General features: G+C 32.9%; 11 protein-coding genes. 6 read left to right on the forward strand and 5 right to left on the reverse strand.

Annotated features, from left to right (window positions below):
• Positions 1–23 precede the first annotated feature (23 nt).
• Positions 24–602 (forward strand): hypothetical protein, encoded by a 579-nt coding sequence (locus ACM6HU_RS04825; protein ID WP_414848024.1) that lies wholly within the window; start codon positions 24–26, stop codon positions 600–602.
• A gap of 123 nt (positions 603–725) precedes the next feature.
• Here the strand turns inward: ACM6HU_RS04825 and ACM6HU_RS04830 are convergent, their stop codons facing one another.
• The gene (locus ACM6HU_RS04830) at positions 726–1817 is read right to left on the reverse strand and encodes a CgeB family protein (protein WP_414848025.1); all 1092 of its coding nucleotides are present in this window, start codon (positions 1815–1817) and stop codon (positions 726–728) included.
• Positions 1818–2686: 869 nt separating this feature from the next.
• Here ACM6HU_RS04830 and ACM6HU_RS04835 point away from each other — a divergent pair.
• The 3 genes from ACM6HU_RS04835 to ACM6HU_RS04845 all read left to right on the forward strand — a co-directional run bounded on the left by ACM6HU_RS04835 (position 2687) and on the right by ACM6HU_RS04845 (position 5697).
• Positions 2687–3460, forward strand: coding sequence for an FkbM family methyltransferase (locus ACM6HU_RS04835; protein ID WP_414848026.1), 774 nt, complete (start codon positions 2687–2689; stop codon positions 3458–3460).
• Between the two features lie 342 nt (positions 3461–3802).
• Positions 3803–4768 carry a GDP-mannose 4,6-dehydratase gene (gene gmd, locus ACM6HU_RS04840; RefSeq protein ID WP_414848027.1) on the forward strand — a complete coding sequence of 322 codons (966 nt, stop codon included), beginning with the start codon at positions 3803–3805 and terminating at the stop codon, positions 4766–4768.
• On the forward strand, positions 4765–5697 hold the full coding sequence (locus ACM6HU_RS04845; RefSeq protein WP_414848028.1) for a GDP-mannose 4,6-dehydratase: 933 nt from the start codon (positions 4765–4767) through the stop codon (positions 5695–5697). The genes gmd and ACM6HU_RS04845 overlap by 4 nt, the downstream gene beginning before the upstream one ends.
• Before the next feature lie 118 nt (positions 5698–5815).
• Here the strand turns inward: ACM6HU_RS04845 and ACM6HU_RS04850 are convergent, their stop codons facing one another.
• The 4 genes from ACM6HU_RS04850 to ACM6HU_RS04865 all read right to left on the reverse strand — a co-directional run bounded on the left by ACM6HU_RS04850 (position 5816) and on the right by ACM6HU_RS04865 (position 12291).
• A complete protein-coding gene (locus ACM6HU_RS04850; protein ID WP_414848029.1) occupies positions 5816–6643 on the reverse strand; it encodes an SAM-dependent methyltransferase in 828 nt (275 codons plus the stop codon).
• Positions 6644–6847: 204 nt separating this feature from the next.
• Positions 6848–7933 (reverse strand): glycosyltransferase family 4 protein, encoded by a 1086-nt coding sequence (locus tag ACM6HU_RS04855; RefSeq protein WP_414848030.1) that lies wholly within the window; start codon positions 7931–7933, stop codon positions 6848–6850.
• A gap of 227 nt (positions 7934–8160) precedes the next feature.
• The gene (locus ACM6HU_RS04860) at positions 8161–10509 is read right to left on the reverse strand and encodes a glycosyltransferase (RefSeq protein WP_414848031.1); all 2349 of its coding nucleotides are present in this window, start codon (positions 10507–10509) and stop codon (positions 8161–8163) included.
• 159 nt (positions 10510–10668) lie between these two features.
• Positions 10669–12291 carry a glycosyltransferase family 4 protein gene (locus ACM6HU_RS04865; RefSeq protein ID WP_414848032.1) on the reverse strand — a complete coding sequence of 541 codons (1623 nt, stop codon included), beginning with the start codon at positions 12289–12291 and terminating at the stop codon, positions 10669–10671.
• 526 nt (positions 12292–12817) lie between these two features.
• Here ACM6HU_RS04865 and ACM6HU_RS04870 point away from each other — a divergent pair.
• Both ACM6HU_RS04870 and ACM6HU_RS04875 read left to right on the forward strand, forming a co-directional pair.
• Positions 12818–13270: a class I SAM-dependent methyltransferase gene (locus ACM6HU_RS04870; RefSeq protein ID WP_414848054.1), complete on the forward strand. Its 453-nt coding sequence runs from the start codon at positions 12818–12820 to the stop codon at positions 13268–13270.
• 907 nt (positions 13271–14177) lie between these two features.
• On the forward strand, positions 14178–15551 hold the full coding sequence (locus ACM6HU_RS04875; protein WP_414848033.1) for a sugar phosphate nucleotidyltransferase: 1374 nt from the start codon (positions 14178–14180) through the stop codon (positions 15549–15551).
• Positions 15552–15787 lie beyond the last annotated feature (236 nt).

The raw sequence follows: 15787 nt of genomic DNA on the forward strand, positions 1-15787 counted from the left end.
AAATAAGAAAAGAAGGTGAAAATATGTTTGATTGTTGTGGATCACATCATCATGGTTCCCATTTTAAGAAAGCTGTTTCATGTCCTACCCCTGGCACTGTCTCTGTTCCTTTCCCTAACCCTTGTCCTACTCCACCACTCGCTCCTGGTACTTTTTTGGCTAGAACTGCAGCCTTAGCTACATCTTTTGATATCCTAGTTACAAATGGTTTTAGTTTTGATGTTCCATTAACTGTAGCTAGTAAGGGAAATGGTATTGGATTTGATCCTGTTACCGGAAAACTTGTAATTTTAATATCAGGATTTTATAATTTGTATTATGAATTTAAAGCTATTTCTAGAGGCGGAAACCTTGACTCTGCAAGTACTCAATTAACTGCTAATGGGACAGCTATTCCAGGCTCCCAAGCAGTAGCAACACTTACGCTAATGGGAACTCCTAAATTAGTTGAAGTTCCATTTGCTCAAAGACCAGCTACACCTGTTTTCCTAACAGCAGGAACTCAAATCGGAATTCAGGCCTTTATGTTTTTACTTCCAGGCATGTCTTCTGATCTCCTTACTGTTACATCTGCTGTATTAACAATTGAGTCTGCTTTTTAATGAAAAAGCAATGTATAGAGAATTCTCTATACATTGCTTTCTTTTTCATCCCCCAATATAACATTTGAAGACTACATGAATGTTCTCACCTATACTATCTCTTTATACGAATCCTATATATTATCACTCTACATTCAGTTCTTTTTCAGGAAAAACTATACCGAGCAATTCTAAGATTCTATGTGAAAAAGTATGTTCATTTTGAATTCTGTTTAGAGCCCTTGAAGCTATCGTTTTTCTTTCTTCTTCATTGTTTAAATAATATTCTATCTTCTCTATAAGCTCCTGTGGTGTACGATATGTTTCTATATCATAGCCAGGTTTATAAAATTCACTTACATCCGGACGAATATCAGTTAGTTGAAACGCCCCGCAAGCAGATATTTCGAATGTTCTTGGATTAAGAGATAAGGCCTCTATCTTTTCACTATTTTTATTAATAGTTGGGTCATCATGTGAACGATGTAGGTTGAGCACAATTTTCGCTCCATTGTAGTAATTCGCTGTCTCTTCAGGAGATAACCAATGATTTGCATTGATTCTTCGCTGCAGCAAATGGTAATTCTTCAGGCTTTTCCAACCGACACCGGAAATGAGCATGTTTTTATTTACTAAATAGTCTGCGATTTCATCGAAAAATTTTACACGATTTGAAAATGCCACTCCAATAAACAAAATATCTGTTTTATATTTTTCATCAACCTCTCGCGGATAAAATACATTAGGATCTGCAGCAAGCGGCAGATGATAAACATTTTGACATCCTATCGATTTATAGAAAGAAACGCAATTTATTTCTTGTGTAAAAACAAATTCATAAAAAGGTGCAATTTTCTTGCTTTGGTCTATAACATACGGATCATCCGTCATCCATACAGCTGTTTTTATTCCATTCCTCTTCAGCAGTTCCACTTGATGACAAGGTAACTTGAATCCGCTAAAGACAAGGACAAGATCTGGTTTTACTTTTTGGGAAACTCGCAGTAAATCTTGCTTTGGTGATACTACATGTAGTTCTCGAACTACCTTTTTTAGGCTATCAATAATTCCCATCTCTAATGGCCAATATGGTACATCGTATTCAGAGGCTACATATATAATAATGAGATTTTTCAAATTCTCCTGTATACAAAAAGAATTCAGACTATCTTGAGAAGAATTTGATTCTCCATAATTCCCCTGCATAATTTCACTCCATCCCTTTCTTTTATTCATAGTAATTACTTGCATAAGAATTTTTACATGAAACGGAAGAGAAGAGCATTACACGAATTTAACAATTCAACTACAACTTCAATCAACATGGGAGTATTATTTTCTAAACATCATATGCACTGAAACCTCTTTATTATTAGTTTACTTATCAAATAATTTTAGGACCTATTCATCCATGTTAATGTATTCCACAAGCTATTATGATAGAACTAAAACAAATTATTTTCCCTTTATTTAAAGCATCCTGATATCTTAATTTAAAACCTTAGATTTTTCTATTAATAAACAGGTACAAATCTTTAGCATTTAACCTCCATGTTTCCCCATAAGGTAATCGTTTAACGACAATCATAGTTATCTTACTTAATCTCTAGGTTATATATTGATTATGGAATAACTCAAAAATAAGAGGATGTATTTAGGAAACACTTCTCACTCGCTTGAATACGTTAGACATATAATAACCTTTACTCTGCCATAGATACTTATAATTATTTCGATTACAAAAGTATATCCATCCATGAAACTCATTACATTTTAGTATATTAATATTAACCTGAAACTTGTACTTCCCCACTTTGTTCTACTTTCTCTCTACTACTAATCAAAAGAATTTAGATATACACTCATACGATCCAATAAGTGAATGCTATTACCTTTAAATTATTAGTAGCACTTAATTTTACTTTATGTGAATTTTAAACCTTATGGAGAATCCTTTCATAATATGTAAACGTGATGCAGCATTCAATAAACCCCATTCAACTTAGTCATGAACACCTGTACAATTACAAAACTAATAAATTATCGTATAAATTTTAGTATATGATCAAGCAATGAGTTAAAAATTTATATAGGAGTTGATTTATTTGGAAAAAGCTATTTTAAATTTGCCTTTTGATCAAAAATCATTTGTATTTTACGGAAATGAACACGATAAGAGCATATTCCAGGCTGTAAAAGAACATGGATACTACGAAGTTCATATAATGAATCACCTAAAAAAGATTATTAAGCCTAATAGCATTTGTCTAGATATTGGCGCAAATATTGGATTAACCTCTCTTGCATTAAGCTATTTAGCAAAAGATGGGCTAATTTATTCCTTTGAACCATCTGACATTAACTTTTCTTATTTGATGCAGACGATAAAAGAAAATCAGCTTAAAAACATTTTTCCAATTAATTTAGGAGTATACGATAAAAATACAAATATCGAGTTTTTTAACAACAGCGATGGTGGAGGTTGGTCATTTGTATTTGAAGAACCAGGAATCGCTGTCACGCCAAATCAAGTTATCACTTGTGTGAGATTGGATGATTGGATCCCAGCTGCCGGAATTACAAATGTCGATTTTATAAAAATAGATATTGAAGGTTCTGAAACTAAGGCATTACAAGGTGCTTTAAATACAATTCATAAATGGAAACCAGATTTAATCATAGAATTTAATCCACTATCTATCTCTTCAATTGGAGGCTTTGACCCATCAGAATTATTTGAACTGCTAAAGTCACTATATCCTAAAATTTATCACATCAATCACTTTAATACAGCAGTAGTGCAAGTAGCTGACTATTCTCATCTCCGAGAATTAATAAAACCAACTATTTGGGGTGATTTGTACTGCACATTTAACTAACTATCCTAACAACAAAAATTGCTTCCAAAAAAATAATGCTACATGAAATATCATGTGTATCTATTAATTTGGATACTTGTGGACATATAACTATAAAAAAGCTTGTAAAACGTGACATTCAGCGTAATACAAGCTTTATATATTGTTTCTTTGGCAAGGCATCATGATCTAAATCCCCCTCAACATACCTACTTTATTTATATTCTTCCATCACATAGTATTTAATAGTTAGTCCTATTTATATAGAATATTGAGATGCACGAACACATTATTCTCACTGTCATTTTTTAGTTATTCCGCATACTATAAACAACGAAAAGAAAGCACCTTGGAGTTGATAACATGAAAAAAGCATTAATTACCGGTATTACAGGGCAAGACGGCTCTTATCTCGCCGAGTTATTACTAAGCAAAGGTTATCAAGTGTATGGTTTGAAAAGAAGAACGGCAACACCGAACTACAGCAACATTTTAAATATTTTAGATAAAATTGAGCTTATCCCTGGAGATTTATCAGATTTATCTTCATTAATTCATGCGGTAAAAATTGCAGAGCCAGATGAAGTGTATAACTTAGCCGCTCAATCGTTTGTAGGAGACTCTTGGACACAATCTATTTATACGAGTAATGTAACAGCACTCGGTGTCATAAACATGCTAGAAGCAGTTCGTTTAATCAAACCAGATGCCCGCTTTTATCAAGCTTCAAGCAGTGAAATGTTTGGAAAAGTGGTCGAAACTCCTCAAACCGAACGAACCCCATTTTATCCGAGAAGTCCATATGGTGTTGCAAAAGTATATGGTCATTGGATTACAGTAAATTACCGTGAAAGCTATAATATGTTTACTTGTTCAGGAATTTTATTTAATCACGAATCACCAAGGCGCGGATTAGAATTTGTAACACGCAAAATAACAGATGGTGTCGCTAAAATAAAGTTAGGATTACAAAATGAACTACGTTTAGGAAATTTGGATGCAAAGCGTGATTGGGGATTTGCTGGTGATTATGTAGAAGCAATGTGGCTTATGTTACAAAACGAAAATCCTGATGATTACATTGTAGCTATGGGAGAAACACATACCGTACAAGAATTTGTTGAAATAGCATTCCAACATGCAGAGCTAAATTGGAAAGATTATGTCGTTCAAGATGAAAAATTTATGCGTCCGGCTGAAGTTGATTTATTGCTTGGTTCTCCAAACAAGGCAAAGGAAAAATTAAATTGGAAGCCAAAGGTTCCTTTTAAACAATTAGTAACAATGATGGTAGATCATGATTTAGAAATAAATCGTGTGCTAAAATGAAAGCTTTAATAACTGGGATTACAGGATTTGTCGGTCGCTATCTGCAAAGTACTTTAATAGAGGAAGGCGATGAAGTCTTTGGAACATCAAGGCAACCAAATATATGTAAGAATACTTATCAGTTAGATTTACAAAAGCAAGATGAAATTGTAAGTTTACTAAAAAAAATTTCACCAACTCATATATTTCATTTAGCAGGAATAAGCAATGTAAGATACTCTTGGTCGAATGTTTCCCAAACAATTGAAGCCAATACCATTGCAACTATAAACCTACTAGAAGCAGTCAAAAAACTAAATAAAGAAATAAGAGTCATCACTATTGGCTCTTCAGAAGAATATGGAAAAGCCACTCTCAGTATACATGATACCATCTCTGAAACAACATTACTTAACCCGCTAAACCCTTACGGAACGAGTAAAGCAGCTGTTAGTATGCTAGTAAAACAATATTATAAAGGCTTTGATTTAGATGTTATCCATGTTAGACCCTTTAACCACATTGGTCCTGGCCAAAAACTAGGGTTTGTTACATCTGATTTCGCTCATCAGATTGCCTTAATTAATAACAATAATAGCAACTATAATAAAATAAAAGTTGGTAATTTAGAATCTTTTCGGGATTTCACAGATGTACGAGATATTGTTCGTGCATATTATATGATTGCTTTAAAAGGATGCGCTGGAGAAATTTATAACGTTTGTTCCGGAACAAGTACGTCCATTCAAGAAATATTAAACATCTTACTATCTTTTTCAAATAAAAAGATAGCTATAGAAACGGATCCTGATAAAATGAGACCCTCTGATATCCCATATTTTATTGGTAATTATACAAAGATAAAAGATCTAACTAAATGGGAACCTAAAATCTCTATAACACAATCTCTTCAAGATATATATCAATATTGGTTCTCAAAATTAAAATAATAGAGATTACCAAACCTCTTCAAGTGTTCCCTATTTTATACCTGTCTATAAGAAAAACACGTAGAGAGTTTATAAAAAACATCCCGTTCCTTATGATGTATAGGTTCGGGATGTTTTTTTATTTTCCTTTTTGAATAATCAATCCAATGGAAGTGGATACATACTGCGCCAATTGTAAGCGTAAGTGAGGGTTTTGCTTATAAGGTGGAACATCCACATATGATTCAATATTGCCTGCCCCTACACTATAATCAATATCAACTAAATGCCCCTCAGCTCTTAAAGCAGCTACCATTTGCTCTATGTCCTTCTTTCGAAAAATGACGGTTATACCAGATTCTATCGTATCGTCATTTGAACTAAGGTTGTATTCTGTTGTATGTATGGCCACTCCCCCAGGCTTGAGACATTTCATCTGATTGAGGATAAATTGAAAACCGAGTTCAATTGAGCCACAATGTTCAAAGCTACAGGAGGACCATGTAAAATCATATAAGCCAGCTAAATGATCAGGAATACAATTCATATCCACAGTTTCAAAATCCGCTAGATGCATAAGTGTATTAGGGTCGCACAACTCATATTGACACAGATCAATAATATGCTGAGAATGTTGATTCGTATCAACCCATCCCTGAACAACAGCTTGACTATAGTCCAAATCTGTTGCTGTAATGTAACATCCATGAGAGGCGAATAAAGAGGCAAGCGGTTCCTTCCCTACTCCAAAGCCTAAACCTTTTTTAAAGGGAATAAGCATATTACTTTCAAGTAATCCCTGATATATATAGCACCATTCCCATAATTTCCGATGATAAATCGTGTTATCAAACGGTAACGGCATGTGTTTCATATAGAGAAAAAAGGGCTCTCTTAATTTTGTTAAAGCTCTAGCAAACCATGACTCGTTATAATCCGACTCACTTACGATTTTAGACTTTAACATATCTCACTTCTCCTTGAAGTTTTATCTTATTCTAGTAATTCAATCTGCCTAAAGCTAACGCACGCAGCATAATTATATTTTTGACCCACCTCTTAAACTTTGTTTTATGCTAATTGTTTCCTAGTAATGATCTATTGATTCTATGCTTTTTAACTGAACATATAAAAAACTTTATGGAGTATCAGAAAAGAACATAGTAATCTTTTATTTTTGATTCACCTTTGCATACCCTTCCAATGCATATTGTGCGACATGCTCCCATTGAAATTTAGCTGATTGCACCAATCCTTTCTCTCTAAGCAAAACACGCAATTCCGCATTCTCCATTAGATAAATTAAACCTTTACTGATCTCATCAATATTATAAGGATCAACTAAGTAGGCAGCATCCCCAGAAACTTCACTAAGCGAAGACGTTTTAGAAGTAAGAACTGGTGTACCACAGGCCATTGCCTCTATTACAGGAAAACCAAGCCCCTCATAAAAAGAAGGAAATGCCACTATTTCAGCTCCATTATATAATTTTACTAAATCTTCATCTGAGACATAGCCAGTAAAAATGACATCATTGAAAACAGAGGCTACCATTCCAGAGCTTAAAATTTGCTGTTTATCCGAATACACGATTACAAGTTGAATGGAATTGTTTAATGCCGCCTTAGCTTTGGCAAATCCTTCAACTAAGCCATTAAGATTTTTTCGGAAATCTGCACCTCCAATATTCATAATATACGGCTTAGAAATTCCATATTTTATAGCAAAGTAGGATCGATTTACTATAGGATCGATTTTAAATTGTTCATCAATTCCCCCCATAATAACTTTAATCTTATTAGGATCAATCTCCAAAAGACGTACAACGTCTGTCTTAGTCGTTTCAGAAATCGCATACAGAAGATTACAAGAACGAATAAAATTTGTTACTTGATTATAGATTGCTTGCATCGCAGGATTAGAAAGGTAGTAATTAGGATATAACATTGGAATCAAATCATATATTGTCGCTACCACTTTTATTGTCCCAAACCACTCTCTATGTAGAATGCGATGATTTTCAAGAGGATAGTATGGACTGAGAATATGGAAGACGTCTATTTTATTCACAGTAATAAACCGCTGAAGTTCATCTTTTAAATAGGCGTCTTCTTTCGTATAGTCTGGATAAAAATAAAAAAAATTATGACTATCATTTAACATAATAATGTGCTGAATTAAATTTTTTGAATAGCGACCAATTCCTCGATTCATAATTTCTTCTTTGGCAAAAGACATATCAAATGCAATATTCAATTTCAACACCCCCGGTAAAAATGTTATGATAGCCTTCATGATGAATTTCTATTTACTTCACTCAAATTGAATTAAACTAATTGTATGAGAAAATAGCTTACTTCATTCTACCTACATATTAAAACTGAGTATATAAGCTGTCTTGGTCATTCGAACCTTTTATTAATTTGGATATATCGAGACTATTATTCTATAAAATGAAAACTGGAAAGAGTAAACACTTTAAATTAACCATCATTAACTTTCGATAATTTAATTGTTTTTACCTTCACTTTAGTAACTTGAGGCAGAAAAACATTATTCATCAACCGTATCTCAACGTTATATTCGGGATTATTGAGATGTAAGTTATCAGTTAATATAATAGATTTGTTAACTTTATATTCTAATAGTTTTGTAGTTCCCAAATTAGAAGTTATCTCAACTACAAAATCACAAGGATGATCTATCTCTAATTCTAAATTAAATAAATAAGAACCGGCTTCAAGATGAACATAAGGACCATAAAATACTGCCCCAATACCTTGAGCAGGTATCCACCCCTCCAAATCATAATTGGTAGGAATATAAAATGGTTTAGGAGAATTTAAATATAGTGAATTAATAACATAGGGAGAATGAAATTTTAGTACTGTATTATCAAAAAATATTTCCTGATCACTCTTCTTATTTATTTCTAAAACAGCAATTCCATTTGAAGCAGGAAATGGAGATGAAAAAATAGTATTAATCAGCTCCTCTTTTAAGCACGGTGACCATATTTGCCGCGGATTAGTCCAGGTCATCTCCATATCAACTTTTTTATAATATTTAATAGTAAGTTCATCTTCAGGCATTTTATATTTTTTAGTCAACAATTGCATATAAAGATTATCAAATTGTATTAACCATCCTAAATCCATCAGCTTTCCAAAGGGAACTGTTATTAATGCATGCCCATCCTTTTTTAAGAGGTTATAAATCTTTATAATTGCTTTTAGGGGCCCTTCTTTATCTCGACTTATATCTTCTTCTCCATAAGAACCTGTTGGATCTTTTAATTGTCCAATGTGTTCAACAGTTGATACACTTATAATTGCATCATACTTTTCAATGGGGTTATATTCCATCAAATCCACATTTAACACGCCTGGAGAAATTTCGAATTTATCAACAATATCTCTTGTGATAGGTTCTTGCAAGTAAGACTGTAATACATTTCCAACTTCCAGTAGACGACTAAATTTATGCTCCATTAGAAAGTTAATACCTATTGGTACCTCGATGCATCTTTCTGATATATTATTAATCGGCACTTGATTATAAAAAAGTTTCTTTTCACCATACTTAAAAGTATCCGAGTATGGAAGTTTAGTAAATAGTCCCATAAATCCCCCTCCTCTACTCACTTTATTTTTTAGGCCAAAAGAGAATATGATATCACGGTACCCCACAGCAAGTGTTTCTACAGTCGTAGAATGACGTAAAGCATTTTGCCCCATTTGAATTCTTAAACTTTTGTTATTCACTAAATGAATTAACGCTTCTTTTATATCTTGAATTTCATGCTCGTCAGTTCTAACTTTTAAACATGTCTCATCAGGAAGTTCATCAAAAAATCCGATCTTACTTACAATGCTTGGTTTTCCTGCAGCCATTGCTCGAATAATTGTAGAAGAAGTCTCACCGACAGATGGATTCCTAAGATTTACAATAATATCACTTAATGTGATTAACTTCGAAAAATCTTCTTCGCTTACTTCACCCATAAACCTTATTCGTTGTGAAATACCTAATTGCATAATTAAATTATTTATTGTAGTAATATATGCTGTATCAAATTGAGGTCCAATAATTAACACAAGGGTATTCTCACTAAGGAAAGGCATCGCTTGTTTATATGCAAGAATGAATTCATATATTCTTTTCGTAGGTGCGACAAAACCGGGAATAGAAATTACAACAGCATTTGGTATAAAAAATTTACTTCTTATTATATTCACATTATTATTAGGAGTTTTATCTAAAGGCATCGCCATAGGAAGCCAAAATACAGATACTTTCGGAAAATCAGTTAATAATTTATTTTTCGAAAATTGACTATGAACAATTACCCCCTTTGAATTGTCTATTATTCGCTTTAATAACGGTTTGCCATAAATATCCGGACTTTTCCTCCCAGCAAGCACTTCAATTGCTTCTTGTTCACCTATCTCACCATAATTATATTTCATCTCTTGAATGTAAATTGAATTATCTTCATTCATACCAAGTGAATAATATACAAGATGTTGATTGATATCATGAAGTACTGTTAGCCCAGGATACAGGTGGATAAAGGGAAGCATGTAACTATGAAAAAGACTACAACCAAATTGATAAACAATTTCATCATAAAGTTCACACTGAAATTGAGCGTATGGAATAATATTACATAAGTGTTTTAGTAAAGGATTTCCAGGTACATAATTACTTCCGATAATAATATCAATATCAAAAAAATCTTTTAAGTGCATCAAAAGCTCTTCACTATAATCTGAAACACCAGATTTTAATGGCCTTAACGGTGTAAAAAAAGCAATTTTTAGTTTGCTCATAATTCCCCATTTTTCCTCCCGTCAAAAATCATTTCCTTTTTTAGAAATCATCCTATATTCATTACATATATTTCTATCAAGACAATATTTTAAAATATCTCAAAACAAAACTTTCTCTTTACACTTACTTTTGTTTCAAATCGCTACAAAAATCCCATATTAAATTAAGTTCAACTTTTCAAGCCGTCCATAAATCATTTTACCTACTACTTGCGCTGAAAAATTTTTATGAATGACTGCTTTCCCTTTTTCTGCAATATTGCTATACCATAATGAATTAGAGACAAGTTTCCGCATATAATATACTGCGTGATCAATATCAGGTTCTGCCCAGATTTGATCATGTTTATAAGGACCATAGTCTTCTCCGACTTTAACAAGTGTATAATCGACCGCACAAGAATTCCCGCTATTCATAAAATCCGTATTTCCAGACCAATTCGTACCAATTACTGGCTTCCCTAAATACATTCCCTCCGCTAGTACAAGTCCAAAACCTTCCGAACGATGTAAAGATGCTATACAATCAATAGCTTGAATTAACGCATTTATCTCTTCTCGGCTTAATGTTTGATTAATAAGATAAATATTACTATTATCTTGAATTAAATTCTGAAGCTGTTTTAATTCTTCTGCATTATTCTGTGAACCATTCACTTTCAATACCAATCCCACAGAAACATCGTCTTTAGAGAATGCCTCTTGAAATGCTTTAATAACTGAAAGTGGATTCTTTCGTTGTGATACACTTCTAGTATCATACATAGCAAGAAACAAAAATCGATCTATCGGTAATCCAAAGTACCCTCGATCTATATCTTTAGGGCACTCGACTTGAATACAATGCGGAATACGAATAACAGGAAGGTTGGTTTTCTTCGATACTGCCTCTAATACAAAAGACGAAGGAACCCATACTTCATCTAAAAGTCTGAAACTACTAATCCATTCTTCTGGAAGTTCTGGTAATTCCCAATGCCAATAGCCAATATTATAACGCCCATAAAAAAAACGATGCCCGAGCTTCCTGTGAGCTATCGGAAATACATCTGGATTCATATGAAAAATATTCACATTATAGATAGGAGTTTTTATTTCCTTATCTATCCAAGATAAATCCATTGATGGATATGGAAGACGGTAATTAATAATACCAAATGGAATATTTGTACTTTGAATAGACCTTGCTGCTAAGCGACAGGATTCTCCTAATCCAGCTTCAAGACGAGCAAACCCCACTAAATTAATTCCTTTTTTTAAGTATGGTAATACTTGTTTATTAACTTTCTCTAATAAATAATCTTCTGATTTTACAATGTTGAATCTCGAAAAGAAATCATCTTCTCCATAGTATTCATTAGCAAAATTATATTGGGCCCATTTCAATAATTCCGTTTGATTTCTCTGCAACGGATCCGAAAAAGCTTGTTGTAAATCCCTTCTACTCTTATAAATCTCATATAGTAAATTAGGAATATGTGTATTATGACGAACTGGAGCTAACGCCCATTGAAAAAAAGAATCCCACTTTGAAAATAAAGAAGTATCTTTTATCATTTTAAAATGGTTAGACAAATCATCCCCAATAAAGTATTCTTGCGCTAAGTAAGTTTGAGCCCATTTTAATAATCTTGTTTGATTAATTCCAAATGGATCTGGAAAAGCTCGTTGTAAATCCCTTCTACTCTTATAAATCTCATACAGCAAATTAGGAATATGAGTATTTTCATGAACGGGAGAAAGGCACCATTGAAGCGTTTTATGAACTATTGAGTCTCCCATATTGCTCCCTCCTATAATAAAAAAACAATCAAAAAATATCGCAAAAATTATTTAACAGATCGTCTTTTGTAATATATGTAAATAGACTTATCCACATGATACTACATTCATAAAAAATTTAGATATTAGAATCATTTTTTTATTCTCATGAATTTTATAATTCACTTGTTCCATTTTTTCGTATATTAATATTAATTGGTATATAAAAATTATACCTACTCTCATTTCCCTGCCCTCTAAACCTGAAATACAGATTTTTTAATGCTTATATAATATTAAACTAGTAGAAAGATATATCATATTGCAGGAAACGTAATACGTATAGATAGCAATAACCTCAAGTTCCACTTAGCTACTTTTTTACACTAAGGAGATATGTTATATGTGTATAATAAATAGAGAAGTTTTTTAAATTTTCGGAAGTGGCACATTCGATGGTCAACTACTTCTTTTTACAGGAGCTGATGTTGAACCATTAAAAGCATTTTCAGAAACCTTCCGACCTAAAACAGTAATTGAAATCGGCATTCAGCGAGGAGAAACTGCAAAATGTATCTTGGACAATAGCCCTTGGGTTGAAAAATATATAGGTATAGACTTAGCCCCTGGTTCTCAAACTTCATTATCTCTCCAACAACACGAAGTCCCTCAAATTGTTGGAGAGTATGTTAAAGATGACCCTCGAGTAGAGCTAATTATAAAACCCAATGGTTCAAGAGATATAAAACCATCCGATTTTCCTACAGCAGACTTAATCTTCATCGATGGTGATCATTCTTTAGAAGGAGTTATGTTAGACACTCTTTTAGCACGTCAAGTCATACGAAAAGGTGGAATTATATGTTGGCATGACTATGGTAATCCACCTGTAATCGATGTAACAATCGCAATTAATAGTTTAAACATAAGCGAAGGCGATCATATTTGTCTCATTGAGCATGGTATGTTGTGTTTTCAGTTTTCTAGAGTAGGCAGATAATGTCTTCTTACTATTTAAATCCTGTTTACATTAAGGAACAATCATCTTTTTGTATCCACAAAAAATATGTAGAAATAACAAAGAGCCACATTCAAATGTCTAATTACACTTATCTAAATACTTATTTTGTATATGTAAATTTAGCACACTAAACTTTTTAAATTGTTCATCTCACGCCTGTGTACACAATACTAATCTTTTGAAGAAATTCAACTTGTAAAAAAAACAAAATTCCTGATTACATCCCAAAAACTCTATAACTCCTCACTTAAAATTGAATTTTTCTTATGAATTCAATACCTTACCTTTTCGTATTCCCTGTATGTCGCATATCGTTTCAAATCTTAAGGTAATGCTTCATATGCTCTGACTAAGATCAAATACACACATTCTTTAACAACAATATGATACAGCATGTCCTACAAAGATAGGCGATTGCCTATAACAATTTTCTCCGCTAGTGCATTAAATAATTGTAGTAACTATATGTAAAAGGTGCCCTTTCTAGATTAAGAAATACAAGGGTATACTCAAAATCTGTTCAAACAGCTGTAGAAATTGGTAGCTCTTTAGCTTAAAGTGTAGGAACTCATGTGCTGTAGTAAATGTACTCTTTTGAGAAATTACAAAAGAATAACCGGTAATACAATCGATCTTTAAAACTTATTAACTATTATCAAAAAAAGAATCAAGAGCAGAAGACAAAGAAACCATCAATCTCCCAACAAGGTGAATATTTTCAATAAAGTAGCCATTTATGCAGCTTTACTTAGCTTATATAGGCTCCTAAAAATATACCTTATAAACCAAATATTAAACACCATACTACATTATTGGCATATACAAGCAAAACAGAGAGAGGAAATTCCCTAATATGGGCGTAAGATTACGAGAAAGGCGGTAAAGCATGAAACTTATTTTATTATCTGGTGGCTCAGGAAAACGGCTTTGGCCGTTATCAAATGATTCTAGGTCAAAACAATTTCTGAAAGTTCTTCGGGATGAGGATGGAAATCCAGAATCTATGCTACAACGTATATGGAGGCAAATCCGTTCAGTTGATTTAGACAACTCCACCTACATTGCAACGAACAAATCTCAAACAGATATTATTCAAAGTCAATTAAGCGACGATATTCCCCTGATCATTGAACCAGATCGTCGGGACACATTTCCTGCTATTTCTTTAGCATCTGTTTATCTTCACTCCGTTCTTAATGTTAGTTTAGATGAAACGGTTTGTGTAATGCCTGTTGACGCTTATGTAGAAGATTCCTTTTTTAAAACATTACTACATTTCGAAAACGTTCTAACATATTCTGCAGCCTCACTTGCATTAATAGGCGTACAACCTTCATATCCATCTGAGCAATATGGCTACATCATACCTAACATAAATCATTCTTCTCCCTTAACATCTTCATATATGGAGGTTGATCATTTTATAGAAAAGCCTGATCACGATACAGCTAGAAAACTCATAAATGAACATGCTCTTTGGAATTGTGGTATCTTTGCTTTTAAGCTTGGATTCTTAATCCAATATTTAGCTGATACAAAAATACCTTTACAATATGAACGGCTTACTAAGCAGTATTTCAACCTTCCTAAGAGAAGTTTTGATTACGAAATTGTAGAAAAATGCTCCCCTATTGTTGTAATACCATATAAAGGTGCATGGCGTGATTTAGGAACTTGGAGTACCTTATCAGAAATCATAGAAACACCAATTGTCGGAAAAGGGATGATTAGTGAAACCTCTTATAATACACATCTCATAAATGAACTAAATCTTCCCGTAATTGTTGCTGGCCTTTCTAATAGCATTGTAGTAACGAGTCCTGATGGTATTTTAGTATCTGATAAATCGCAAAGTGGGCAGATTAAAGAATTTATTGAATGTTATGCCCAAAGACCCATGTATGAGGAGCGGCGCTGGGGATGGTACCGTGTCCTAGACTATAGTAAATTGTCAGCCGGAAATGAAGTACTTACAAAAAGACTTAAGATACTTGCTGATAAAAATTTAAGTTATCAACTGCATTGTAAACGACAAGAAGTTTGGAGTGTTATTTCAGGTGAAGGCGTAATCGTTATTGATGGAGAATTTAAAACTGTACAGCCTGGAGATGTAATCCAAATTCCTGTAGGGACTAAACATGCACTAAAAGCTACTTCTGACTTAGAATTTATAGAAGTTCAAATGGGAAGCGAACTTATCGAAGAAGATATTGTGCGCATTTATATGACTTGGGAAGAAATTGAAAAAAATTTAAAATAAATTTTGTAGTATAATTTAGAGATATTTCACCACTTCACTTTTATATACTATGAGAATCTATAATGAACTACTCATTACGTTTTTTATCATTTCCATCCCCTCATTAAAATATAAGGAAACTTATTAAGAATGATATAAATGTATACCAAAAATTAAACTCTCAAAGTGAGGTGGATGGGATTATAAAAAAATTATTTCATCACTCGCGAATTCAACAGTAAGTGTACTTCAAAAGC

The organism is Bacillus sp. IT-79MI2 (genome assembly GCF_949768135.1).
Lineage (GTDB): Bacteria > Bacillota > Bacilli > Bacillales > Bacillaceae_G > Bacillus_A > Bacillus_A pseudomycoides.

What these genes read in the sequence shown, in the direction of transcription:
- ACM6HU_RS04825 (WP_414848024.1), top strand. Translation starts at nt 24, where the DNA reads ATGTTTGATTGTTGTGGATCACATCATCATGGTTCCCATTTTAAGAAA.
- ACM6HU_RS04830 (WP_414848025.1), bottom strand. Translation starts at nt 1,817, where the DNA reads ATGAATAAAAGAAAGGGATGGAGTGAAATTATGCAGGGGAATTATGGA.
- gmd (WP_414848027.1), top strand. Translation starts at nt 3,803, where the DNA reads ATGAAAAAAGCATTAATTACCGGTATTACAGGGCAAGACGGCTCTTAT.
- ACM6HU_RS04845 (WP_414848028.1), top strand. Translation starts at nt 4,765, where the DNA reads ATGAAAGCTTTAATAACTGGGATTACAGGATTTGTCGGTCGCTATCTG.
- ACM6HU_RS04850 (WP_414848029.1), bottom strand. Translation starts at nt 6,643, where the DNA reads ATGTTAAAGTCTAAAATCGTAAGTGAGTCGGATTATAACGAGTCATGG.
- ACM6HU_RS04860 (WP_414848031.1), bottom strand. Translation starts at nt 10,509, where the DNA reads ATGAGCAAACTAAAAATTGCTTTTTTTACACCGTTAAGGCCATTAAAA.
- ACM6HU_RS04865 (WP_414848032.1), bottom strand. Translation starts at nt 12,291, where the DNA reads ATGGGAGACTCAATAGTTCATAAAACGCTTCAATGGTGCCTTTCTCCC.
- ACM6HU_RS04875 (WP_414848033.1), top strand. Translation starts at nt 14,178, where the DNA reads ATGAAACTTATTTTATTATCTGGTGGCTCAGGAAAACGGCTTTGGCCG.